Source organism: Paenibacillus sp. FSL H8-0332 (assembly GCF_037963835.1).
Classification (GTDB): domain Bacteria; phylum Bacillota; class Bacilli; order Paenibacillales; family Paenibacillaceae; genus Paenibacillus_AQ; species Paenibacillus_AQ rhizoplanae.
This window is the reverse complement of record NZ_CP150145.1, coordinates 1,122,360-1,146,897: the sequence shown is the minus strand read 5'-3', so window position 1 is coordinate 1,146,897 and position 24,538 is coordinate 1,122,360. Positions and strand designations below refer to the sequence as shown.

Annotated in this window: 24 protein-coding genes and 1 pseudogene; 7 read left to right on the top strand and 18 right to left on the bottom strand. The window is 51.5% G+C overall.

All coding sequences use genetic code 11. From position 1 onward, the window contains the following. Positions 1–10 precede the first annotated feature (10 nt). From ilvC to ilvB, 3 genes are all read right to left on the bottom strand, one after another. Positions 11–1,003 (bottom strand): ketol-acid reductoisomerase, encoded by a 993-nt coding sequence (gene ilvC / locus NST43_RS05090; protein ID WP_209991556.1) that lies wholly within the window; start codon positions 1,001–1,003, stop codon positions 11–13. A gap of 188 nt (positions 1,004–1,191) precedes the next feature. Continuing rightward, complete coding sequence (gene ilvN / locus NST43_RS05085; protein WP_209991557.1) at positions 1,192–1,671, bottom strand: acetolactate synthase small subunit; 480 nt, start codon at positions 1,669–1,671, stop codon at positions 1,192–1,194. A 5-nt stretch (positions 1,672–1,676) separates the two neighbouring features. After that, positions 1,677–3,428 carry a biosynthetic-type acetolactate synthase large subunit gene (gene ilvB, locus NST43_RS05080; RefSeq protein WP_339222924.1) on the bottom strand — a complete coding sequence of 584 codons (1,752 nt, stop codon included), beginning with the start codon at positions 3,426–3,428 and terminating at the stop codon, positions 1,677–1,679. A 620-nt stretch (positions 3,429–4,048) separates the two neighbouring features. Here ilvB and NST43_RS05075 point away from each other — a divergent pair. Next, on the top strand, positions 4,049–4,495 hold the full coding sequence (locus NST43_RS05075; RefSeq protein WP_209991559.1) for a GNAT family N-acetyltransferase: 447 nt from the start codon (positions 4,049–4,051) through the stop codon (positions 4,493–4,495). 21 nt (positions 4,496–4,516) lie between these two features. On the opposite strand, the gene NST43_RS05070 is transcribed toward NST43_RS05075, so the two are convergent. From NST43_RS05070 to NST43_RS05050, 5 genes are all read right to left on the bottom strand, one after another. Continuing rightward, a complete protein-coding gene (locus NST43_RS05070) occupies positions 4,517–4,885 on the bottom strand; it encodes a hypothetical protein (RefSeq protein WP_339222923.1) in 369 nt (122 codons plus the stop codon). 274 nt (positions 4,886–5,159) lie between these two features. Next, positions 5,160–6,110 (bottom strand): ABC transporter permease, encoded by a 951-nt coding sequence (locus NST43_RS05065; RefSeq protein WP_209991561.1) that lies wholly within the window; start codon positions 6,108–6,110, stop codon positions 5,160–5,162. Continuing rightward, positions 6,111–7,187 (bottom strand): ABC transporter permease, encoded by a 1,077-nt coding sequence (locus tag NST43_RS05060; RefSeq protein WP_339222922.1) that lies wholly within the window; start codon positions 7,185–7,187, stop codon positions 6,111–6,113. After that, positions 7,180–8,718, bottom strand: a complete 1,539-nt coding sequence (locus tag NST43_RS05055) for an ABC transporter ATP-binding protein (RefSeq protein WP_209991563.1) — start codon at positions 8,716–8,718, stop codon at positions 7,180–7,182. Before NST43_RS05055 ends, NST43_RS05060 begins: the two co-directional genes overlap by 8 nt. 177 nt (positions 8,719–8,895) lie before the next feature. Continuing rightward, the gene (locus NST43_RS05050) at positions 8,896–9,981 is read right to left on the bottom strand and encodes a BMP family ABC transporter substrate-binding protein (protein WP_209991564.1); all 1,086 of its coding nucleotides are present in this window, start codon (positions 9,979–9,981) and stop codon (positions 8,896–8,898) included. Between the two features lie 308 nt (positions 9,982–10,289). On the opposite strand from NST43_RS05050, the gene NST43_RS05045 reads away from it, so the two are divergent. Continuing rightward, on the top strand, positions 10,290–10,832 hold the full coding sequence (locus NST43_RS05045; protein ID WP_209991565.1) for an acyl-CoA thioesterase: 543 nt from the start codon (positions 10,290–10,292) through the stop codon (positions 10,830–10,832). An 84-nt stretch (positions 10,833–10,916) separates the two neighbouring features. Here NST43_RS05045 and rplT read toward each other — a convergent pair whose 3' ends face one another. The 4 genes from rplT to NST43_RS05025 all read right to left on the bottom strand — a co-directional run bounded on the left by rplT (position 10,917) and on the right by NST43_RS05025 (position 13,590). Continuing rightward, the gene (gene rplT / locus NST43_RS05040; RefSeq protein WP_036649386.1) at positions 10,917–11,276 is read right to left on the bottom strand and encodes a 50S ribosomal protein L20; all 360 of its coding nucleotides are present in this window, start codon (positions 11,274–11,276) and stop codon (positions 10,917–10,919) included. Positions 11,277–11,307: 31 nt separating this feature from the next. Further along, entirely contained in the window at positions 11,308–11,508 is a 201-nt protein-coding gene (gene rpmI / locus NST43_RS05035) for a 50S ribosomal protein L35 (RefSeq protein WP_036696104.1), read from the bottom strand. Positions 11,509–11,565: 57 nt separating this feature from the next. Further along, on the bottom strand, positions 11,566–12,063 hold the full coding sequence (gene infC, locus NST43_RS05030) for a translation initiation factor IF-3 (RefSeq protein ID WP_036696103.1): 498 nt from the start codon (positions 12,061–12,063) through the stop codon (positions 11,566–11,568). A gap of 285 nt (positions 12,064–12,348) precedes the next feature. Next, positions 12,349–13,590, bottom strand: coding sequence for a glycosyltransferase family 2 protein (locus NST43_RS05025; RefSeq protein ID WP_209991566.1), 1,242 nt, complete (start codon positions 13,588–13,590; stop codon positions 12,349–12,351). A gap of 415 nt (positions 13,591–14,005) precedes the next feature. Between NST43_RS05025 and NST43_RS05020 the strand changes: the two genes are divergently transcribed. Next, positions 14,006–14,533, top strand: coding sequence for a phosphatase PAP2 family protein (locus NST43_RS05020; protein WP_036696099.1), 528 nt, complete (start codon positions 14,006–14,008; stop codon positions 14,531–14,533). A 205-nt stretch (positions 14,534–14,738) separates the two neighbouring features. On the opposite strand, the gene trmB is transcribed toward NST43_RS05020, so the two are convergent. Both trmB and NST43_RS05010 read right to left on the bottom strand, forming a co-directional pair. Beyond that, entirely contained in the window at positions 14,739–15,455 is a 717-nt protein-coding gene (trmB, locus tag NST43_RS05015; RefSeq protein WP_209991568.1) for a tRNA (guanosine(46)-N7)-methyltransferase TrmB, read from the bottom strand. Between the two features lie 200 nt (positions 15,456–15,655). Next, the gene (locus tag NST43_RS05010; RefSeq protein WP_209991569.1) at positions 15,656–15,829 is read right to left on the bottom strand and encodes a hypothetical protein; all 174 of its coding nucleotides are present in this window, start codon (positions 15,827–15,829) and stop codon (positions 15,656–15,658) included. Between the two features lie 246 nt (positions 15,830–16,075). Between NST43_RS05010 and NST43_RS05005 the strand changes: the two genes are divergently transcribed. The 4 genes from NST43_RS05005 (at position 16,076) to NST43_RS04990 (ending at position 19,717) form a co-directional block, all read left to right on the top strand. Next, on the top strand, positions 16,076–17,032 hold the full coding sequence (locus NST43_RS05005; protein ID WP_339222918.1) for a TIGR01212 family radical SAM protein: 957 nt from the start codon (positions 16,076–16,078) through the stop codon (positions 17,030–17,032). Then, positions 17,032–17,631 carry a class I SAM-dependent methyltransferase gene (locus tag NST43_RS05000; RefSeq protein WP_339222916.1) on the top strand — a complete coding sequence of 200 codons (600 nt, stop codon included), beginning with the start codon at positions 17,032–17,034 and terminating at the stop codon, positions 17,629–17,631. The genes NST43_RS05005 and NST43_RS05000 overlap by 1 nt, the downstream gene beginning before the upstream one ends. A gap of 65 nt (positions 17,632–17,696) precedes the next feature. Further along, complete coding sequence (locus NST43_RS04995; protein WP_339222915.1) at positions 17,697–18,665, top strand: type I phosphomannose isomerase catalytic subunit; 969 nt, start codon at positions 17,697–17,699, stop codon at positions 18,663–18,665. Between the two features lie 89 nt (positions 18,666–18,754). Continuing rightward, positions 18,755–19,717: an alpha/beta hydrolase gene (locus NST43_RS04990; RefSeq protein ID WP_339222913.1), complete on the top strand. Its 963-nt coding sequence runs from the start codon at positions 18,755–18,757 to the stop codon at positions 19,715–19,717. Between the two features lie 547 nt (positions 19,718–20,264). On the opposite strand, the gene NST43_RS04985 is transcribed toward NST43_RS04990, so the two are convergent. The 4 genes and pseudogenes from NST43_RS04985 to NST43_RS04970 all read right to left on the bottom strand — a co-directional run bounded on the left by NST43_RS04985 (position 20,265) and on the right by NST43_RS04970 (position 24,527). Next, positions 20,265–21,107 carry a hypothetical protein gene (locus NST43_RS04985; RefSeq protein WP_339222912.1) on the bottom strand — a complete coding sequence of 281 codons (843 nt, stop codon included), beginning with the start codon at positions 21,105–21,107 and terminating at the stop codon, positions 20,265–20,267. Positions 21,108–21,186: 79 nt separating this feature from the next. Continuing rightward, positions 21,187–21,713, bottom strand: a pseudogene (locus tag NST43_RS04980) (histidine phosphatase family protein). Between the two features lie 27 nt (positions 21,714–21,740). Continuing rightward, the gene (locus NST43_RS04975; protein WP_339222911.1) at positions 21,741–22,313 is read right to left on the bottom strand and encodes a nucleotidyltransferase family protein; all 573 of its coding nucleotides are present in this window, start codon (positions 22,311–22,313) and stop codon (positions 21,741–21,743) included. Between the two features lie 297 nt (positions 22,314–22,610). Further along, the gene (locus NST43_RS04970; RefSeq protein ID WP_339222909.1) at positions 22,611–24,527 is read right to left on the bottom strand and encodes a B12-binding domain-containing radical SAM protein; all 1,917 of its coding nucleotides are present in this window, start codon (positions 24,525–24,527) and stop codon (positions 22,611–22,613) included. Between the last annotated feature and the right edge of the window lie 11 nt (positions 24,528–24,538).

The window sequence follows — 24,538 nt, the reverse complement described above, 5'->3', positions numbered from 1 at the left end:
AGTATATGACCTATTTCTTAATCCAGTGCATCATTTCGCGCAGCTGGCTGCCGACCACTTCTACCGGATGAGCGGCTTCATTGCGGCGGGTAGCGGTCAGGAAGGCCCGGCCGGATTGGTTCTCCAGGATAAAGTCGCGGGCGAATTTACCCTGTTGAATATCGGACAGCACTTCTTTCATGGCTTTCTTAGTTTCAGCTGTAATGATGCGTGGTCCGGTTACATAGTCACCATATTCTGCAGTGTTACTGATGGAATCGCGCATGCTGGACAATCCGCCTTCATATACCATGTCAACGATCAGCTTCAGCTCATGCAAGCACTCGAAGTAAGCCATCTCAGGCGCATATCCGGCTTCAGTCAATGTTTCAAAACCAGCCTTGATCAGTTCGGACACACCGCCGCAGAGAACAGCCTGTTCACCGAACAGATCCGTTTCTGTCTCTTCACGGAAGGAAGTTTCGATAACTCCGGCACGGGTACAGCCGATGCCTTTGGCATACGCCAGACCAATTGCCTTGGCATTGCCAGTCGCATCCTGTTCAATAGCGATCAGGCCAGGAACGCCGAAGCCTTCAACATAAGTACGGCGGACCATGTGTCCAGGGGATTTAGGAGCTACCAACAGTACATCCGCATCCTTAGGAGCTACGATTTGTCCAAAATGCACGTTGAAACCGTGGGAGAACATCAGAGCCGCGCCATTCTTAAGGTTCGGTTCGATATCGTTCTTATATACAGATGCCTGTGTTTCGTCCGGCATAAGGATTTGCACCACATCTGCACGGGATACCGCTTCTGCCACAGACAATACTTCAAAGCCGTCATTCTTGGCAGTATCAAATGATTTGCCTTCACGCAGACCGATAACCACCTGAAGACCACTGTCACGCAGGTTCTGTGCCTGGGCATGTCCTTGGCTACCGTACCCGATCACTGCAATTGTCTTACCCTTCAATACGCTAAGCTCTGAATCCTGTTCATAGTAAGTTGTAACTGCCATTGTCAAAATCCTCCTTTAATTTGGGACCCATCGTAAAGAGCGGGTGCTTCAAGAACACGTTGCTTAATTAGTCTTACTATATAATGACGCGCTCCTCAAGCCCCCGCTCTTTCGCGGGCAACTCTACTTTAATCTTACTAAATTAATGCACGCAAGCAGCAATTCGTTAAAGCTGTAAAATGTGACGATCAGGCATTCCCGCGAATCATTGCTGTTACGCCGGTTCGAGACAGCTCCTTGATGCCATATGGCTTCAGCAGCTCAATCATTGCATCAATCTTCGTGGTATCACCAACTACCTGTACAAGCAGGCTGGCCGTACCGATATCTACTACGGAAGCACGGAAGGTTTCAACTACCCCCATAATCTCCGGCCGTTCTGACGGCTCTGCCTTCACCTTAATCAGCGCCAGCTCCCGGGCAACCATTGGTTTTGCGCCCAGATCAACCACCTTGATCACATCAATAAGCTTGTACAGCTGCTTCTCAATCTGCTCCAGGGTATGCTGGTCACCCAGTGTTACAATTACCATCCGGGACAATCCGACCTCTTCGGATTGTCCTACCGTAATACTCTCAATGTTGAAGCCGCGGCGGCCGAATAATCCGGATACCCGTTGCAGTACGCCAGGCTGGTCATTTACAAGCACAGCAATCGTATGTCTCATCACTGTTATTCATCCCCCATCAGCATTTGATCAATGGTAGAGCCTTGGGTTACCATCGGGTAGACATTCTCATCCTTTGGAACAACGAATTCTACCAGGACGGGTCCAGGTGTTTCCATGGCTTCTTTCCAGGCGGCGCTGGCTTCTTCCTTGTTCGTTGCCCGCAGGCCCTTCACACCATAAGCCTCAGCCAGCTTCACAAAGTCCGGGCTGCCGGCCAGATCGGTATAGCTGTAACGCTTCTCATAGATCAGGTTCTGCCACTGACGGACCATTCCGAGCACCTGATTGTTGATTACAACAATTTTGACCGGAATCTTATTGATCGCACAGATGGCAAGCTCCTGGGAACACATCTGCATGCCGCCGTCACCATTAATGGAGACTACGAGCCGCTGCGGATGGGCCATTTGCGCCCCGATCGCCGACGGGAATCCGAAGCCCATTGTTCCAAGCCCCCCCGAAGTAATCCATGAACGCGGATGGTTGAACTTGTAATATTGAGCAGCCCACATCTGATGCTGGCCTACGTCTGTAGTCACAATCGCTTCACCATTGGTGGTGTCATTAATCATCTGGATCACCCATTGCGGCTTCAGCTCTGTCTCCGAATCCTTGTACCGGTACGGCTGGTCCAGCTTCCACTGGGCAATCTGTGTTCTCCAGGCATCGGCCTTCGAGGCGCGCTTCACATCCGGGATCAGCATTTCCAGAACAGTCTTAACATCGCCCACAATGGGAATATCAGTCGCTACATTCTTACCGATCTCGGCCGGATCAATATCGATATGCACGATCTTCGCTTTGGGAGCGAAGCCGTCCAGCTTGCCGGTTACGCGGTCATCGAACCGGGCACCGATATTAATCAGCAGATCGCATTGCTGAATGGCATTATTGGCCGTGTATGTGCCGTGCATTCCCGGCATTCCCATCCATAAGTCTTCGCCGCTCGGGTAACACCCCAGTCCCAGCAATGTAGTAGTGATTGGAATCTCTGTGCGCTTCACGAATTCATACATGGACTCATGCGCTCCAGAGTAGATGACTCCGCCGCCTGCAATAATAATCGGACGCTCCGCCGCCTCAATAGCCTTCACCAGCTTATCGAGCTGCAGCTTATTGGGAACCGTGCGCGGATTGTAGCCGCGGAGGTTAACCCCCTGGTGTTCTGCCGGAGTGAACAATGTCATCGCCGCCGATACATCCTTCGGAATATCAATCAGTACCGGACCCTTACGGCCCGTATTGGCGATATGGAAGGCTTCATGAATAACACGCGGCAGGTCTTCAACATCCCGTACCAGATAGCTGTGCTTCGTAATCGGCATCGTGATCCCGGTAATATCCGCTTCCTGAAAAGCATCTGTGCCAATCAGGCTGGAGAATACGTTACCGGTAATGACCACCAGCGGAACCGAATCCATAAAAGCTGTAGCGATTCCGGTTACTAGATTGGTTGCCCCCGGGCCTGAAGTGGCAATACATACGCCCACTTTACCGCTCGCTCTTGCGTACCCGTCAGCCGCATGGATCGCTCCCTGCTCATGGCGTGTCAGAATATGATTGAAATCGTCGAATCCATAAAGAGCATCATAGATATAGAGTACAGCCCCGCCGGGATATCCGAATACAGTATCTACACCTTCCAGTACAAGACTGCGCAGGAGGACTTCGGAACCCGAAACCACCTCTGGATTTTTCCATTTCTCACGTAACTGCTCTATCGACCGCACTTCTTCCGGTAATTGCGCGCTCATCAGTATTCCTCCCTTCGATCGTTCACATTCATTATTCAAATGACAGGACGTCAGTATCCAACCTTTAATATTAGCGAACAGGCTTGAATCCTTCCTGTTTCAACAAAAAAACCTTTCGCCTCCCACGCGCAGAAGAAGCGCGTGAGGGACGAAAGGTTTAGCTTCCGTGGTACCACCCATGTTTGCATTACATCTCACGATGCAATGCCTTATCAGGATACAAAAATCCATCGATGTAGGCAGGGCCCAAATCTTCGTAACCTGAAGTCCCTAACGCGGACCAAACGATTCCCCCTAATAATTCCACCGCTCTTACTGATGGACCTTTCAGGGAAACAGCTCCGAGGTGAGCTCGTATATAAGGGATTCTGGTGGAGGTTGCAGCAATTCCTCTCACTCTCTGAACAAAAGAGCCCTTAAAACTTCGTCCTCATCATTGCCGATACATGTATGCTCGTTAAATGTTTAGACACATTATATGATTCCTCACACGGTTAGTCAATACCCCTTCGCAGGTTATACATTAAATTCTTCATAAAATCCTGTTCTATTCTTGCCGGAACGCCCACACCGCCCGGGGCATATGATGTACGACAATGCGTGGAAAGGGGGCAATATTTATGATTCGTTACCGCAGACCCAGGCAGGATGACACGATTATTTATGACTTGATTGAAAAGCAGCTTGTCCCGTTATCCCATCTTCCGCAGACGATCATTAATCAGGTCAGGAAGGATCTGCCCCGCCGCCTGGGACAGGGAGTCACACTTGTTGCTTGTCCCGACTACGAAAGTGATCCGCTCGGGTTCGTGCATTTCATGCTGCATGGCGATTTGTTATACATCGATATGCTCGCCATTGCTCCAAGTGCAAGGCGTAAGCGATACGGAAATATGCTTATGGACAGGGCGGAGCGGTTTGCACTATCCCGTGCATGTCATAGAGCGAAGGTCTCCGTAGATACCGGGAATACCGCCGGTCTGGCCTTTTATGAAAAACTGGGCTACAGCGTAGCCCGTTATCAACCGCAAAATTACTGCTATGAGCTTGAGAAACAATTCCGCTGATGAAGCAGGCAAGCCTATGGCTTAAAAGAATCCGATGGGCGGAATACCATACCCAGGACCGGGGCCATAGCCGCCGTAAGGACCGGGAACAGGACCATGGCCATAACCGTAACCGCCTCCGTACGGGGCACCTCCGTAGCCTCCACCGTAGCCTCCTCCATAACCCCCGCCGTAACCGTAAGGGGCCGTACCGATGGCCAGCAGATCAAATAACACGAGCGGAATCAGCGCCTTGGTTTGTACTTTTTTACCACTGATACGTTGCAGGATCAGCCGGTTGCCTGAGATGCGGACCAGTTTGCCTGTCACTTTGGACCCATCTTTTTTAACCGCCACGATATGTTTGCCCATCAATTTGATCACCTGTTGTTTCGTAACCGGGTGTGCCATAATATCCCTCCTATATTTGTTTCTTAACAGTCTATTCGCCTCACCTGATATTTGCCTGTACATCTGCCCGCCTCTGGGCTGGAAGTATCCGCTGCTGCTGCCTGCAATGATTACAAAATAACCCCACAAAGTGGGGCTTTAGCTTCGATGATGACTCAGGTACTTTGCGGGGACCCCAAAACATATAAATTCTTATCTATCAAAAAAAGCGCATTCCCGGAAAACCGGAAATGCGCTCTGTTCTGTGAAGCTCTAGAGATGGAACGCGATAACCCTAGCGTTTGCTCGGATCGTAAGGTTCACCAAGTGCCTTGGGAGCCGAGGAACGTCCCACCGCACTCACCAGTACGATAATGGTTAACACATAAGGAATCATGAAGATGAATTCCTGCGGAATGCTCTTGGACCATTCAAACAGCTGGACATAGTTGCGGATCGCCTGGGACAAGCCGAAGAATACCGCAGCACCGAAGGCGCCGAGCGGGTTCCACTTCCCGAAGATCATCGCTGCAATGGCAATGAAACCTTGCCCCGAGATGGTATTATGTGCAAAGGTACCTGTAGTAGTCAAGGTAATGGTGGCTCCGCCAATACCCGCCAGCAATCCGCTCAGCATGACGCCGATATATCTCATCTTATTAACATTGACACCCAGTGTATCAGCCGCACTCGGATGTTCTCCGACTGCACGCAGACGAAGTCCAAACGGAGTTTTGAACAGGATGAAATAAATGACAATGACTAAGATAATCGCCAGATAAGTGGTTGGATAGGAGTTGAAAATCCCCTCTCCGATGACTGGAATCTTGGAGAGTCCGGGAATCGCCACTTTGCTGAATCCGTCGATCAGCGGAGTTTCGCCTGAGCCATCGAAGATCAGCTTAACCATGTACAGAGTGCTGCCTGCGGCCAAGAAGTTAATAACCGTACCGCTTATCGTCTGGTCAGCCTTGAAGGTGATTGAAGCCACCGCATGAATCAGTGAACCAATCACCCCTACAGCCATCGCGCTAAGCACTCCGACCCAAGGGGCCCATTCGCCCATACCTGCTTCCTGGGCATAATACCCGCCTACTGCTGCTGCAAACGCACCAAACATCATCAAGCCTTCAAGTCCGATATTCACGACACCGGATCGTTCAGAGAAGATGCCGCCAAGGGCGGCAAATATTAACGCCGTGGAAAACACCAGCGTTGTATTGAGCAATTGGCCTAAGATTTCCATCTATAACACCTTCTCTTTCTTGCGCTTGAAGTAAAACGGTTTGAGCACCCAGCGCACAATGCCTTGCGCAGCAATGAAGAATATGATCGAACCGATTACAATACGGATCAGCTCCGGAGGCACATCCGCACCGAAGCTCATGCCTGCCGAACCATACGTCAGCGTGCCGTATAGAATGGCAGCGAGAATGACGCCCAGCGGATGAGTCAATCCGAGCAGGGCAACAGCGATACCGTCAAAGCCATAGCCAGGTGAAGCTGCAAATACCGATTGATAATGGAATACGCCCAGTACTTCGCCAGCGCCTGCGAGTCCTGCGAACACGCCACTGATGAACATGGCCTTCACCACATTACGTCCGACATTCATTCCTGCATATTCAGCAGCATGCGGATTCAGACCCACTGCACGCATCTCATAACCCTGCTTGGTCTTCCACAGATAGATATAGAAGAAGGTCGCTGCCGCAAGAGCAATTACAGTCCCCCAGTGCAGACGGGCGTTATCGAAGGTGGAGAAGAGGAACGTCATGGAGAGAGAGGCCGGATTATCCTCCGACCGGTTCTGCCCTTCCAGAAGCAGGAACGTCCGGACAATATAATTCGACAGGAAGAGCGCAATCCAGTTCAACATAATGGTTGTAATAACTTCATTAATTCCGCGCTTGGCCTTCAGATATCCGGCAATACCGGCCCATAGCCCGCCGCATAGTGCGGCTGCAATGACCGCAAGGGGAACTAAGAGGACGGTCGGCAATACGCCGCCAAGCTTAATGCCAACTACAGAGGCAGCCGTCATTCCGATCATTACCTGCCCGTCCGCACCGATGTTAAACATCCCTGAGCGGAAGGCAAACGCTACGGCCAGACCCGTCAGCATAAGCGGAGTCATCTCGCGTATAGCCTCACCGAAATCGTAAGAGCTGCCGAACACACGCTGGAACAGCGCAGAATAGGCTGCGATAGGATCATAACCGCCAATAAGCATGACGATAGCACCGACAAGGAAGCCCAGCAGAATTGCTACAAGCGGAATGATATAAGTGTCTGTTGCGAATATTTTCCGGAGTCTAGACATCCGCATGACCTCCCCGCTTCAAACTGCCCGCCATCATCAGACCCAGCTCCTGGTCATTCGTATCCTGCGGGTATACTTCTCCGACAATCTGGCCTTCATAAATCACGGCAATCCGGTCGGACACATTCATAATTTCATCCAGCTCAAAAGAAATCAGCAGAACAGCCTTCCCTTGATCACGCTGGGCAATCAGCTGCTTCTGCACGAATTCAATTGCCCCAACATCCAGACCGCGTGTTGGCTGTGCGGCAATCAGGAGAGTCGGATTCTTGTCTATTTCCCGCGCAATAATCGCTTTTTGTTGATTACCGCCGGATAGTGACCGGGCTTTGTTCTCTATGGAAGGCGTACGCACATCGAACTGCTTCACCAGATCTTCTGCATGCTGGTTAATCACATCTTTGTTCAAGAATCCGTTCTGATTATAAGGACTCTTATAATACGTCTCCAGAACCATGTTCTCACTCACAGTGAAATCCAGCACCAGACCATGCTTATGACGGTCCTCCGGGATATGGGAGACATTCATCTCAGATACCTTGCGTGGGGACAGATTGGCAATCTCCTTGCCGGAGACCTTAATCGAGCCGGAATCAATCTTACGCAGCCCGGTAATGGCCTGAATCAGCTCACTCTGCCCGTTGCCATCCACTCCGGCGATTCCGAGAATCTCTCCTGCCTTCACTTCGAAGCTCAGGCCATTCAGCACAGGCACGCCATCCTTACTCTTACTGTTAACACCTGACAGCTTCAGGATGCTGTCGCCAATATGCGGCGGCTGCTTGTCCACTTTGAACGTAACCCCGCGTCCGACCATCTTCTCAGCCAGCTCATTGGGATTAGTCTCGGAGGTCTTCACCGTATCAATAACCTTGCCGCGCCGGATAATCGTGACACGGTCGGAGATCTGCATAATTTCCTTCAGTTTATGGGTGATCAGAATAATGGACTTGCCTTCTGCAACGAGCCGCTTCATAATCGCCATCAGTTCCGTAATTTCCTGCGGCGTCAGTACAGCGGTAGGCTCGTCGAATATAAGTATATCCGCTCCGCGGTACAGGGTTTTCATAATTTCTACCCGTTGCTGCATGCCTACCGAAATGTCATGAATTTTGGCATTTGGATTGACTTGAAGACCGTACTGCTCCGATAGCTTACGAACCTGCTCCGCAGCGGATTTATAGTCAATTTTAAGACCTTTTTTCGGTTCCATACCCAGAACAATATTCTCAGTGACCGTAAAAGGATCAACAAGCTTGAAATGCTGGTGAACCATACCAATGCCAAGCTCAATGGCTCTATTGGGGTTATCAATAACAACCGGTTTCCCGTCGATTTCGATGCTGCCTTCATCGGGCTGGTACAGTCCGAATACGATATTCATCAAGGTTGATTTGCCTGCCCCGTTCTCACCAAGCAGCGCGTGTATCTCCCCTTTTTCCAGCGTCAGACTAATAGAGTCGTTCGCAACGATACCGGGAAAGCGTTTTGTGATTTGCTTCAACTCTACGACAGGAGCCGCAGCACTCATGGAATCACCCTCATCACAGAATATATATAATATTGCCTTTTAGACACGGCTGTACCGCCCCAAACAGGACGGTACAGTTGTGATTGTCTATAACAGATGCTGACAGAGAACAAGGCCAGTATTTGAACCGGCCCTGCTTCGTCGTTATGTTAAATCGGTTAAAGTTGATGCAATGAATTACTTGGAAGGAACAACGATTGTTCCATCAATGATTTGTTTGCTGTATTCGTCAACCTTAGCCAGAATATCAGCGGAAACGTTAGCTTTGGATGTTTCAGGAAGGCCTACACCGTTGTCTTTCAGACTAAGAACGGTTGTAGTTCCGCCTTTGAAGGTACCATCAACAACCTGTTGGGAAACTTTCTTAACCGCTTCGTCAACACGTTTGATCATGGAAGTCAGAGTTACATCATCGCCAAATTCCAGGGACTGGTCTTTGTCAACGCCGATAACCCATACTTTGCTGCCGCCGGCTTTGTTACGGGATTTCGCTTCGTTGAATACGCCGTTGCCTGTTGCGCCTGCAGCAGGGAAGATAATGTCGTTGCCGGCATCATACAGCGTTGCAGCCAGGGATTTACCAGTATCAGGCTTGTCATAAGCACCTGCATAAGTGATAGTTACTTTTGCAGTAGGGTTAACTGCTTCTACGCCGGCTTTGAAGCCCACTTCGAAACGTTTGATAACCGGGCTTTCCATACCGCCGATGAAACCGACTTTGTTGGTTTTGGTTGTCATGCCAGCAACAACACCCACCAGGAAGGAGCCTTCATTCTCGGCAAAGGTTACAGATTCAACGTTAGGAGCGTCCACTACACTGTCGATGATCGCAAGGTTAGCATTCGGGTTCTCTTTGGCAACCTTCAGTACGGCATCGCCAAGGTCGAAGCCGATACCCCAAGTGAGGTCATAACCGCCTTTAACGAACTGGTTAAGGTTAGGCTCGTAGTCTGCGTTGGATTTACTCTGCAGGTATTTGATCTCAGCGCCGAAATCCTTCTCCATAGCTTCCAGTGCTTCCCAGGAAGACTGGTTAAAGGACTTGTCATTAACGCCGCCTACGTCAGTTACGAGACCAAGCTTGACAGCCTTAGGAGCATCAGTTGCTGCGGGTGCTTCAGTTGCTGCAGCTGCGTCTGTTGGTGCAGTAGTTGCTGTTCCAGCATTGGAGCCGGAATTAGCGCTGTTATTGTTACCGCAACCTGCCAGAATGACAGTGAAGGCCATAACCATAACCAAAGATAGTTGGTAAAACTTCTTCATTGAAAGTGATCCCCCTTAGTAAATTGGATGTCTTCTGTGTTCTGCTTTGGACATACCATTAGTACAAATTATACCTGCAAAAAAAGCTAAAATCCAGTCTATTAATGACCTCAGGTCAATAATAATTTGCATTTTTCAACAAGAAATCGCTTACCTTGACACCACCTGTTACTTTTGTGTCCGTTATATGTTAGAAAACCTCAAAATGTTACCTATGGCTCCAAGTGCATTAACATTATTATTGCACAAGGAGAGCTTTTCTATTATCATGTATGATTACATATTGTACGCAAAGGGAGTTACTGAAAATGGAACAAGAACACACACCACAAGCTGCACCCGACTTCAAATACTGTCACGAATCCCGCGTATTCAAAACCGGCCGTGTCTTCCCGAATGATGTAAACAATCATAAGACACTATTCGGAGGCAAACTAATGAGCACCATTGATGAGGTTGCCTCTATCTCAGCCATGCGCCACTGCCGGGTCAACGTGGTCACTGCATCCGCCGACTCTGTAGACTTCCTCCTGCCGATCCGGCCTACGGATTCCGTTTGTTTCGAATCTTTTGTCTCCTGGACCGGACGCACCAGCATCGAGGTGTTCGTCAAGATCATCTCGGAGAATCTGTATACAGGTGAACGCGCCGTTGCCGCCACTTCCTTCCTGACCTTCGTAGCCATGAATGAGGATGGCACTACAGCCCCTGTTCCCGCCATCGTGGCGCAGACCGAGGAAGAGAAGCTGATCTGCCAGTCGGCGGACGAGCGTTCCGCCCTGCGCAAGCTGAGACGCACCAGCAGCAAGAAGCTCGCTTCCCTGCTTAGCACAACGAAATACTGGGAATAACCGCGAACCTGTCCGTTCCCACCGCACAAAAAAGCACCGTCAGACGGGAGATCCCGCAGGCGGTGCTTTTCGGTTTATATCGTCTTACGCGTTGATCTTCTCTTTGGCAACAACAGCCAGGGAGTTGAAGGCGTTCAGATCATTCACTGCCAGGTCAGCCAGCATCTTACGGTTCACTTCTACACCAGCCAATTTCAGGCCGTATACAAGCTTGCTGTAAGACAGTCCGTTCAAACGGGCTGCAGCATTGATACGAACGATCCACAGTCTGCGGAAGTTACGTTTAGTCTGACGACGGTCACGATAAGCGTAAACCATCGATTTCATTACTTGCTCTTTAGCTGTTTTGAAAATGCGGTGCTTGGAACCGAAGTAACCCTTTGCCAGCTTCAATACTTTTTTATGTCTACGACGAACTACAAATCCGCCCTTAACTCTTGCCATATTAATAAACCTCCCAAAAATGTGTGATTAACTATTTCAAGTTAGCGAGTCCTTGTTTCAAGCGTCTTACATCCCCAGGGGCCATTACCGGATTGCCGTTCAATACGCGTTTTGCACGTTTCGATTTGTGGGACAGCAAGTGGTTCTTGTGAGCTTTATAACGCAATACTTTACCAGTTCCAGTGATCTTGAAGCGGCCTTTCAGGCTGCTATGTGTTTTCATTTTAGGCATGGTGTTTCCTCCTTGAATATTATACGGCGCCAGATTGCTATGCAAGTGACTCCAGGATTATTGGGGCTTCGGAGCCAGAATCATAATCATGCTGCGGCCTTCCAGCTTAGGCTGGCGCTCTACAACAGCAATTTCTTCTACTTCGCTCTTCACGCGCTCCAGGATCTTCTGGCCGATACTAGCGTGGGTAATCTCACGGCCGCGGAAACGGACGGAGCACTTCACTTTATCGCCTTCGCCCAGGAACTTGATTACATTGCGGAACTTGGTCTGATAATCATGTTCTTCAATGTTTGCACGGAACCAGACTTCCTTGAGATCCACGATCTTCTGGTTCTTGCGGGCTTCCTTCTCTTTCTTCTGCGTTTCATAACGGAACTTGCCGTAATCCATGATGCGGCATACCGGCGGCTTCGCCTGTGGTGCTACGTTGACTAAATCCAGATTAAGATCGATCGCCATTTGTAACGCCTCGCGGATCGGCTTGATCCCGATTTGTTCACCCTCTGCTCCGACCAGCCGAACCTCTTTGGCACGAATTTCATCATTGATCATATGTTCCTTACTGATAGTCCTCCACCTCCGAATATTTTTCAGATAATATATTACGGTTCTCCATAAAAAAGGGATGCCGGTAATTCCCCGACACCCCGTTTGATCAACGTTCATGAATTGTAACCATTCATAAAGCATTGAGATCAAAACCAGCAGGCTAATTAGCCAGTCAGGTGAGAAGCCGGTGCTTCTGCTTGCAATCCCTATGTTTTGCACACTTGAATACTATACAACATCAGACCGAAGATGTCAACATCTTCTGGAATTATTAATTTGCAGTGCGGATTATGAAACCTGCTTGCTCTGCACTTCTTCCAGCCGGACTACACGTGTATGCTTGGTATGACTCCACTGCTTGTTGTTCTGCGTGAAGAACGCATAGAACGTAATGGGATACCACGAGAGCAGGTAGACCGGGAACAGCAGCAGGTACAGGTAGACCTTCTTGAACTTCACCCGCTCCAGCGCCATGGCCAGCAGGAAGGTCAGAATATTGGCACCTACGGCAAAGTACCCGAGCCACAGCGGCAGATGTCCGTAAATATTCGCAATATGCGGACCGCCAAACACAGCATTATCCACAAACATTACGGCAGTCATCAGGAACGTAAGCAACACAATGTATACATTCGCTCCGTACAGTGCCAGGTCGAGCTTCGTCAGGCTGCGTTCCTTGATCCCCTGCCACAGCAGCGGGAAGAAGTAACGGCGGGCCACGGTGAAATGACCCTGCATCCAGCGCAGACGCTGTCTGGAGGAAGCCTTGAAGGTAAGCGGCTTCTCATCGAATACTTTGGCATCATAATTAAATCTTGGATATACGCCCTTGGAGGCGCTGCGCATGGTGAATTCCAAATCCTCAACCAGACTGGTTGCGCCCCAGCCCATATCTTTGAGCAGGTTCGTCTCGAAGCACATGCCCGTTCCGCCGAGGAAATTGGCCATATTCAGATTATGGCGCGACAGCTGCCACAGCCGGTTGATATACCAGTAGGATACGCCATAAGCAGCAGTAATCCAGGAATCCTCCGGATTCTTCGTATCAATATAGCCTTGAATGACCCGTCCGCCTGAACACAGATCGTTGTTCATCTCTGTCAGGAACTCTGTATGTGCGAGGTTGTCGGCATCGAACATGACAACCGCGTCGTACTGGCGGGGCAGCGCCCACAGCTCCTTCAGCATCCACTCGATGGCATAGCCTTTACCGCGCAGGTTGCTGTTGGTACGTACACAGGCATTCATGCCGTGCTCCCGCACGATCGCAGCGGTATTATCCGTACAGTTGTCACAGATGACAAATACATCGTACAGTTCCTGGGGATAATTAAGCTGCTTCAGGTTCTCCATCAGAGCGCCGACCACTTCTTCCTCGTTGTGTGCGGCGACCAGTACGGCAAATGACTTTTGTGGCGCATGCCTAACCTTGTTCTTCTTCTTGCGCAGTCCAAACAGCGAAAATGCAAACTGATAAACTGCGATTGCCGCCAAGATCACTTGGAGCGTAACAAACAATGCGTCTGTCATGATCTTTAGATGCCCCCTTTTTCCAAATCTTGATGTTTTTTCTCTTTCTCTCTCTAACTTGCTAACGTTCTATCTGACCCTTTTGTTGCATCCCTTACTGTAGACAAGAATTTCCCCTTAGTTCCGGGCAGGATTCCGAATTGTGTTATGTCCCGTTTCACAAGATATGAATATGGATTCCAGTGTACTGGCTGGCTCCTTATTTCTCTGTTACCTTATAAACGCGAACTTCCCGCTTGAATCATTGTAGTCGCTTTGGGGCTCACAAGTCAAAAGAGACATTTTTCGAGCGGACCCGAGCTTTTTCTTGAACGGGTTACCTTAAAAAAGTATGATAAAGACAGCTTCAGGTCGTGAAATCTGCTGCTTGAGCTGCGCCAGAACTCTTTTAGCCGGACTATCGGAGGGACATGATATGAGACCTTTATTCAAGAAACTGCATCTCCTGGAGCAGCGGGTGTTTCAATGGATTAACGGACGGATGCACAATCCGTTTCTGAACTTCTGGCTTTTCTACCTCACTCATCTCGGAGGTGCAACAAGCGCGATCGGCATCAATCTCCTGGTCTGGGCAGTGTGCCCGCAGCCATGGAGAACTACAGGACTTCAGGCACTGGCCGCGCTGGCGATAAGCCATGTACCCGTCGCTATCGCCAAAAAGCTCTACCCGCGCTTGCGGCCCTATCTGGCCCTGCCGGATACCAATACGTTCCGTAATCCGCTTAAGGATCACTCTTTTCCTTCAGGCCATACGACCGCTATCTTCGCCTCAACGGTTCCTTATATGATAGCCTATCCTGTCCTGACTGCGGTCCTGCTTCCTCTGGCCTGCACAGTCGGCTTCTCCCGGATCTACCTTGGACTGCATTATCCGTCTGATGTCCTCGCAGGGGCGGTCATTGGGTCTGGAGTCGCAGCCGGTACGCTTGCCCTGTGGATATGATGCCTAAGGGGCGTCCGGCCAGCGAATACCTCTAGCGAACAGGCGAACTATACATTGCGCAAAAAAGAATATTATTGCGTTACCAGAAATCATTCAATCGTCTTACCACACTTGGAAGAGTAAGGAACTAGGCAAGGAAGGCAAAAAAGGCAGTCCGGGATGAATGAACCGGACTGCCTTTTGCTGTAATTACCGGTATTGCAGCCTAGAGGCGGTACTTGTCCAGACGTGTGGCCTGATATTGCTTCAGCGCCTCGTCTCCGACAATCGCCTCGCAGCGGTGAATGTTCACGCCGCGGCCATAGAACTTGGTCTCGTATTCGGTCATGACATGCTCTTCATTGATCACGCCGTCCTCATGCAGATCAAGCGAAATATTCTTCATCTGCAGACCGTAGTCGGCAAATGCATTAAGCGAGAATTCAAACAGGCTGCGGGAATCCGTCTTCAAATGGATCTCGCCAAGCGGACTGAGCAGTCCGCGGTATTTATCAAGAAAACGCGGATGCGTCAGGCGGCGGCGGGCATGCTTGCTTTTCGGCCAGGGATCACTGAAGTTCAGATAAATCCGTTCCAGCTCCCCCGGAGCGAACACTTCCTCTGCGTAATCGATATTGGCCAGGGCCACTCTCACGTTCGGTGGTGTCGCTTCGCCTGCCGGCTCCCATACATTCCGGGCCTTCTCGGCTGCACGCCGCACCAGCTCGTCATACATATCCACGCCGATGAAATTAATCTCCGGGTATTTAAAGCTCATTTGACTGATAAACTGCCCCTTGCCCATTCCGAATTCCACATGAATCGGATGGTCATTGCCGAACAATTCGGACCAGCGCCCCTTCAGGCTGCGTGGTTCCAGGATGACCAGGTCGGTCTGCTCCTCAAGACTTTCACGTATTCCTTTTCTTCCGCGTAAACGCATAGGTACTCCTCCGCTTATCTCTTATTGCCTTATCTGTGAATAGGATAAATGCCACTTGCAATATTGTGCCGAACTTACCGGCAAAAGTAAAGGGATTTCAGCAAAAGAAAAGGAACCTCCATCCTGCCCCTGTTGGACTGGTCGAAAGTTCCGTGCGTCTTGTATCTGCATTACCGGCCCGCCGTTCAGCGGACTGCTATTTATTTATCGAACTCGAACGTCTTCTCAAACGCACTGCGGATCTTCCGCTGCGCTTCTGTCTTGATCTTGTGGTTGCCGTTAAATTCTACGCCTGTCAGGGCGAGAGCTTCATCGGGAGTCAGCTGCACATCAATCGAACCTTTGTTATCAGCAAATACCGTTGGAGAATTCATCGTTATCACCTCTAAGGTTTAGTATGGACCGGACGACACGAAATTATGAATTCAAAGCATGTGATTGTGGTTGCTGCAGCGGCTTTTTTAACACTTTAAATATAACATAATGTGTAAGCATTTTCAAGCCAATTCGCAGTAATTCACGGCCTATTTCCAGCTTTTTTTCGGCGGAATTCCGGGAGGGATTGTTACGTTCGTCACGGATTTTTGATACAATGGGAAGGTTAATGAAAGGAGCTGCACATGTCTAATCTTTTACAGGCCTCCTCTCCGCTTCTGTGGGGGGATAAACGGTTCCATACCTGGAACTACGAAATGCGCGGGCAGATGGATACCAAGGTGTTCAAGGTCATGCTCGATGCAGGCTTCACCTGTCCGAACCGAGACGGTTCCATCGCCAAAGGAGGCTGTACGTTCTGCAGTGCCAGAGGCTCAGGCGATTTCGCCGGAAGCCGCCGGGATGACCTGGTCACCCAGTTCAACCATATCCGCGACCGCCAGCATCAGAAATGGCCGAATGCCAAATATATCGGCTACTTCCAGGCCTATACTAATACGTATGCTCCTGTCGAGGAGCTAAGGGAATATTATGAAGTCATTTTGCAGCAGCCCGGGGTTGTCGGCCTCGCCATTGCCACCCGCCCCGACTGCCTCCCGGATGATGTAGTGGAGTATCTCGCGGAGCTGAACCAGCGCACCTATCTATGGGTGGAAATGGGGCTTCAGACCATTCATCAGTCCACCTCGGATCTGATTAACCGCGCGCATGATACCGCCTGCTATACTGAAGCTGTTGCCAAGCTCCGCCGTCACGGCATCCGGGTGTGTACCCATATCATTCACGGACTTCCGCAAGAAACGCATGAGATGATGCTGGAGACCGTAGCTGCTGTAGCGAATATGGGGGTTCAGGGGATCAAAATCCACCTGCTTCACCTCATGCGCAAAACGCCGATGGTGAAGCAGTATGAAGCCGGGCTGCTGCGGTTCCTGGAGCGGGATGAGTATGTGAAGCTCATTGCCGATTCGCTGGAAATTCTGCCGCCGGACATGATCGTCCACCGGCTGACCGGTGACGCCCCGCGCGATGCTCTGATCGGCCCGATGTGGAGCCTCAAGAAATGGGAAGTGTTGAATGCGATAGATCACGAGTTGGCAGCACGCGACACCTGGCAGGGTAAGTACTGGAGGGAGGGCTGATGGGCTTCCTGTCTGTCCTTAGCTTCGCCCATAAGCTGACCGCTGAGCGGCTCTCGTCGGGCGGATGGGCTATCGACGCCACCGTGGGCACCGGAGCCGACACCCTGTTCCTCGCCAAGGCGGCCGGGCCGCGCGGCGGGGTGTACGGGTTCGACATTCAGCCACAGGCGCTGGCTCTTGCCGGCGAGCGCCTGCGGCTGGCCCGGGAGGAAGCGCCTGCTGCGCTGGCTCCCGTGACGCTGCTGCAGCAGAGCCATGCAGCCATGGCTGAAGCCGTTCCGCCCGCTTGGCGCGGAACGGTCGCGGCGGTGATGTTCAACCTCGGCTATCTGCCCGCAGGCGATGCCGATAAGACCATCATCACCGAGCCGCAGAGCACGCTGGCCGCGCTGGAGGCCGCGCTGCTGCTGCTTCGCCCGGGCGGGATCATCACGGCCGTGCTGTATCCCGGCCACGAAGGCGGCGGCCGCGAAGCCGCCGCTGTCGAAGCCTGGGCCGCCGGACTGGCCCAGCAGGACGCGCAGACTATCGTGTACCGGCAGCTTCAGCGCGAGTCTGCGCCGTATGTTGTAGCTGTAGAGAAGAGACAAAGGGGCTAGCATCTGAAGGCAGCAAGCCCCCTGTAACTGAAGATCATTCTATTATCAGGAAGGAAGATGTTGTAATGACGAAACCATATCCTCTGAAATTTCAGCCGGAATTCAAAGAACGTGTCTGGGGAGGCCGGGCGCTGGAGAAATTCGGCCTGGATCTGCCGGAAGGCCATATCGGCGAAGGCTGGATGATTGCCGATCATCCGAACGGCACCTCCTCTGTTGTCAACGGCGAGCTGGCCGGACAAGGCCTGGATGCCATCCGAGAGCAGTTCGGGCACGAGTGGTTCGGCAGCAAGGGCATCACGGAAGAAGGCGGAAGATTCCCGCTGCTGATCAAGCTGCTGGATTGCAACGATAACCTCTCCGTGCAGGTACACCCTACGGATGATTATGCCGGCCTGCCTAAGGGCGAGCTGGGCAAAACCGAAATGTGGTACGTGCTGGACGCCAAGCCAGGCGCCAAAATCATCTACGGCCTGAAGGAAGGCGTCACCCGCGAGATGCTGAAGGACGCGCTGGAGAACGGAACGGTTATGGACAGCCTGCAGGAAGTAACTGTAGCTGCCGGAGACTCCTTCTATATCCCTGCCGGGACTGTACATGCCTTGTGCGCAGGTGTCGTTGTAGCGGAGATCCAGCAGAACTCTGACACTACATACCGGATTTACGATTATGACCGTCCGGGTCTCGACGGGAAGCCGCGCGAGCTGCATATCGAGGATTCCCTGAATGTGACCGCTTATGAGGGAGCAGGCGCGACTTCGATGAAGACGGATGGTGCCGTGGCCGGGGAATGGCTGCAAATTGCCTCCTCTCCATATTTCATTGTTGAAAAAGGTGTGGTCGCCGGCGAATGGCAGCTCGCCACTACAGATGACAGCTTCACCATTCTGGTGATCTGCGAGGGCAGCGGCCACCTGATCTGGGAGGGCGGCTCCCAGCCTTATGCGGCTGGCGAATGTTATCTGCTCCCTTCCAGCCTGGGCGCTTACAGCATTGAAGGACAATCTACCGTGCTGCGCTCTTATCTGCCTTAAGCAGCCGGACTGCATTGCACTTGGATTAGGGTAGCACAAGGTACTCTTTACGCTAGGAATGCTGAACTTCACTTTCAGGAGGACAGGCGATGACTGAGAACACTTTTACCATGACTGATCCCTTAGATGTCCAAATCCATGTCTATGAATGGCTGCCGGACGCGGGAACGGAGATCCGGGGAATTGTGCAGATTGCGCACGGTATGTGTGAGACGGCTGCGCGATATGCCCGGTTCGCTTCGGCGCTCACCGCAGCCGGTTATGCCGTGTATGCCAATGACCACCGGGGACATGGCCTTACCGCCGGCAGAGTCAATCTGCTCGGTGACAGCGGAGAGAACGGCTTCTACTGGATGCGGCGCAATCTCCTGCAGCTTGGGGGCATTGCCTGCTCCCGGCATGAGCAAGCTCCTATCTACCTGTTCGCCCACAGCATGGGTTCCTTTCTGGCTCAAAAGCTGATGTGTGAAGAAGGCCATGAGATCTACAGCGGCTTCATCCTCAGCGGTACCAATGGGCCCCGGAGTATGCTGCGGATGGCGGAATCCCTCTCGGCGATGCAGTTAAGACTCCAGGGAGACCATCACCGCAGCGTGTTGTTGAACGGAATTGTGTTCGGTGCATACAACCGCTCCTTCTCTCCGGTGCGGACGGCTTTTGACTGGCTCAGCAGCGACCCGGAGGAAGTGGACCACTTCATTGCCGACCCGTACTGCGGGGCGATCTGTACCACCCGCTTCTTCCGGGATTTCTTCCATATGCTGCGCGAGCTTCATACCAAGTCTACTCTGCGGACCCTGTGCAGTGACAAGCCGGTTTACCTATTCGCGGGCGAGAAGGACCCTGTGGGGATGAACGGTCAAGGGGTGATGCGTCTGGCTGAGTTATACCGGAAGCAGGGGCTTCAGGATGTTGAGTGCAAGCTGTATCCGGGAGGCCGGCATGAGATGCTGAACGAGGTCAACCGGGACGAGGTCACGGCCGATGTGCTAGACTGGCTGGCCCGCCACCTGCCTGCCGAATCTATGCGGCTACAGCCTACGGCGGATTAGCCTATTGATGCAGACGCACGTACTGGTCTGGTGTTAGTCTGATGCTGGCGTTCGTCTGCACAGTGAAGACCAATGTTACTACTGAACTTTGATCTACAGAAAAAGAGAGGCACTCCGCCCGGACGGAGTGCCTCTCTTTCGATTGTTTTGCCGTAGCAGGCCTTAGCAGTAAGTTAAGGCCTATGGTAACATTTTGCCGTGGCAGTAAGTTAAGGTAAGCGAGTTAAGGTATGCGATAATTCTCCCCTTAGCTGCAACGTAAGGCATGCCTCTGATCCGGCAGCAGCAATTGTCACGATTGCAACAAATGTTGCACTTTTTGCATGATTTCTAACAAATTAACGCTCTTAGGAGCATCGGTCGCTCCACTTTGTGCAGGATTTCGCCATGTTGACGCTCCAGAAGCAGCGAATGTTGTAATTCATACACGATTTCCAGGCTTCTTCTTAAGCCTCACTTACCACTTAAGCCCCCACTTACCGCGCCAACACCCAAATGATCACCTCAGGTATTACGCAGCTATTAACAGTAACTCTACGAAGACGCGTTATTCACGCTCTAAATACCCTGCCAGTCTCCCCGCTAAATCTTGCTTATACGCCGGAAGATCATACGAAGAATTATTGACTTTGATCTTATCCATGTTTACGCGGTTATATATAATTCCCTCCAGTTTCTGTCTGGCCTCAAGCACCCTCAGAGTTCCTTCTATGCCCTGGTGTCCCTGTCTCAGGCCATATCCCTGTGAGGTGTAATATTGGATGAACCCTTCCGACCACTCCAGGGGTCTTTGGCGGACCGCTTTGCGGAAAGAATGCTCCAGATCGTCCTGTTCAATATACATCAGCAGCGGATTCAATCCGGCTGTAATGGCCTCCAGTTCCTGAATGTAGCTTATCATGTAGTCCTCGGCTGCATCGTGCTTGATCATCCCCATAGTCACAGGATTTTGAATAAAACAGCAATCAAACACATACGTATCCGGCCCCGTTAAAGCCCTCTCCGCAAACTGCCTCCACCTTGCTGTAATCAGTTCTTTGTGCTGAGCCAGCGGCAGTTCATATACATCCTTCCGTGCCAATGTGCCCATCCATTCCTTCGGAAGGAGAGGACCGTGATCATTTATTATTTTCCGGTACCCGACCAGGTAATAGTTGTCTTGGCAGGTAGTGTGCGCGCTTAATACTTCCCGCGGATTCCCGCCGCAGGTTCTCGACAACTCATCGTATTCTGCTTGTGTAAGGCAGGCTACTCCCTCATAATCAGCGGGATGATCCAGGTTCCCTTCCAGGACAAGCTGAGCGCCCATATTCATCTCCGTAAGAATTTCATAAACCAGCTGTGCCGCTGTGGACTTCCCGTAGCCGGGTAGACCCTCGATTAAGATCAATTTTGGATGCATGTTTGGATGCATGTATCGTTCCCCCATTCACGTTTTAGGAGGACAGGCAGGTAAAGAGCCAACACAATTAGGTGTTCACTTTAGTGTACTCGCTGATTGAGGCATGTGGAATTTCTGCTTCTTCTCCTACCAAGGTACGAAAAGCCATACCGTGTCCGGTAATAATCACCTTTTGGAAGCCCAAATATTGGTCAATCACCTTCTCCACTCGGTTCCTCAGCAGCTCCTTGGATTCCCAAAGCTTAGTTTCCCCTGGAGGATAGACTCCTTGATGAGCATCGTAATCATTCCCCAGCTCTGTCAACCGCTCTAATGAATCATATTCAAAAGTTAAGTCGGGCTGCCATTCCCTGAGATCGAATTCAATCCTTATGTCCAAACCTAATTCCTTGGATAAAATTGCAGCGGCCGCGTATACGGAGAAGAGACGATCAGGTCAGCATCCCGCAGACGCTCATCCCGTGCTGCCAGAAACACTTGGTTGACTCCTGAAGCGGTAAGAGGAACCAGATCCCGGCCATGCCCCTTCAACTTGTACTGCTCATTAATAACCCACTGCGGTTCACCATGGCGGATAAGATAGAATTGCGTCACTTATATTCCCCCAACTTCACATATATTCTACCAGGGAACCACCGTAAGCTCCGGCCATTTCGACTTCCATTTCTGCGTTTTCGCTTCATAGATCTTCTCGCTGATCAGTGCTTTGTTGGGCCGTAGAATCAATTGAAATAAATCCTCCAGACCAAATGGAGCATAAATCTTCCATTCCCCGTTCAGCTCAAGCCTTACTCCCAGTGAGGTCACTGTAGTCGGCCAGCTGTCGATTGCCGCTTCAAGCGAGAGGTAGGCGTTGATCTCCACACCGAACTTCTGGGGGTACCACAGATGAACTCTGGCCTGATTCTTGAGATCGACCGGAAGGGCAATACCGTCAAAAAGCTCCCTGCCCTTCGCAATCACCTCATCCTCAGCAGCATAGCTCAGATCCGACGCATCGTAGTAAATAATATCGATGTCACTAATTCCGTACCCCGGCTCTCGCCCGGTCCGCTCGTTCCACACCGTTTGCACCAGGCATCCTGCACCTATGTAGTACGGGAACGGGGCCAGGCCTTGGGCACGCTTGAAAATATCCATTAGCAGCGTATCGCGGGTGAACAGTTCTGTAAGACGTTGCTGCTGCTCATTCATGACTGAACCCTCCACTCTAAGCTACCTCTGTGTGATAACCTCAACTATTCACCCAGATGCCTAACTGTAATTCGTACAACTAAAACAAAGAAATATTGGGGTGTGAACGGTTTAATTGTATTTGGTGCAGCTATAATCCTGAGTTTGTGGAAAAGAGAGCATATCCGCCATATTTAGTTGTACGGAATGCAGTTAACCCGGCAAATCTGCCTGTTCGCTGACTTTTAATTGCACGAAATACACCTATCTGCTTGACTGGACAGTTAGACAGCCTTCACGCGGGCGATCCCCCACTCCCTACAAAGGCAGCATATAATACTGCGCCCGCTGGCTCTCGTCCTGCTGATACAGGACGACCAGCAGCGTGCGGCCATCGCTTGCACCAGGGTGCGGATCGTTATGGACCGCCCCAGTCTCGGCCACTGCTACCGCAAGCTCCGCCGATTCTCCTTCGGCCGCCGCTCCACGAAGCTCCCGGCCGTCCCCGTCCCTGGCACCAGCTTCAGGCTGTGCACCTGCCTCAGCGCCAAGCTCCCCGTCATAGCGCAGCCCGCTGATCGATTCCAGCACCGGCGCAAGACGGAACGGCAGCTCGTCGAGCACGATGAACTTTTGCAGCTCCCGCTCGCTAAGTCCGGCCTCCGCGAGCTTTGCCGAAACCCGCTCGGGCTGCTCGGCGATCTGCTTCATGTATTTGGTCCACTCGCTCTTGTCCAGGACATCGTCCCACCAGATCTTGCGGGGCTTGTACTTATGGGCGAGGAAGTAGTCCAGCTTCATCAGGCCGGTGACAATGTCCATGGAGGCCGTGCCGCGGTCCGTCAGGAAATCATGCAGCCGGGTGAACAGATCCTCCAGCTGATGCCCGATCTTCTGCCAGCCCCGTTCTTCCCAGTAGTCACCGAACTCCTGGAAGAAGTCGAACGGTGACGGGAAGACATGGCGGATCAGGTACTTGACGGAATGAGCCAGCCGCTGGCTGTTCCAGTACTTCTCCAGCACATCCTCCAGCCGCTTGAGCCGGATAATATCCGAGAACGGCATGACATGGCTGCTGAGAATTTCGTATGGCGCATGCTCCATATACGTGTAGTCGTATTTGGCAGCCTGGGCGCGCAGCCCGGTTCCGCGCAGCATTTTGAGGAAGCCTAACTGCAGCTCCTCCGGCTCCATGGCGAATACATCATTGAAGGTCTTGCGGAAGGTGGCATAATCCTCCATCGGCAATCCGGCGATCAGATCGAGATGCTGGTCGATATTGCCGCTGGCCTTGATCTTCATCACGGTGCGCGACAGCTTGGTGAAGTTCTGGCGGCGCTTGACCAGCTCATTCGTCTCGTCATTCGTGGACTGGACGCCGATCTCGAAGCGGAAGACGCCCGGAGGCGCATTCTGTGCCAGGAAATCCAGTACCTCGGGACGCATAATATCTGCGGTTATCTCGAACTGAAACACGCAGCCCTGATGATTGTCGATCAGGAACTGGAACATTTCCATCGCATAATTGCGGTTGATATTGAAGGTACGGTCCAGGAACTTGATGACCTTGGCCCCGCCTTCGATCAGATACAGCAGATCAGACTTCACCCGTTCGATATCATAATAACGCACGCCCACCTCAATGCTGGACAGGCAGAACTGGCAGTTGAAGGGACAGCCCCGGCTCGTCTCAAAATAAACGATACGCTTGCTCAGCTCCGGCAGATCCTCCGCGAAACGGTGCGGAGTCGGCAGGGTGTTGAGATCGCTTTTGGGACGGGGAGGATTGACGATCAGCTCTTCGCCCTTGCGGTAAGCCGCACCGTATACGAAATGGTACTTGTGTTCATCCCGGATCTCCTGCAGCAGATGGTGGAAGGTCTCTTCCCCGTCACCGTTCACGACGAAGTCCACTCCGGCCTCCCGCTTCATCCAGTAGAGCGGCTCATAGGATACCTCCGGCCCGCCCAGCACAATCTTGACCTCCGGCATGACCTGCTTGAGGATTCCGACCAGCTTGATGGTCTCCTCGATGTTCCAGATATAACAGGAGAAGCCAATCACATCCGGCAGCTTCTGAAAAAGGTCAGACACGATGTTCATCGCGGGATCTTTGATGGTATATTCCGCCAAAAGGATATCCTTGAATTCATGCTCGCTATACGCCTTCAGCAGCCGGATCGCAAGCGACGTATGAATATATTTGGCATTTAATGTGGCCAGGACGATTCTCATGCCTTATAACC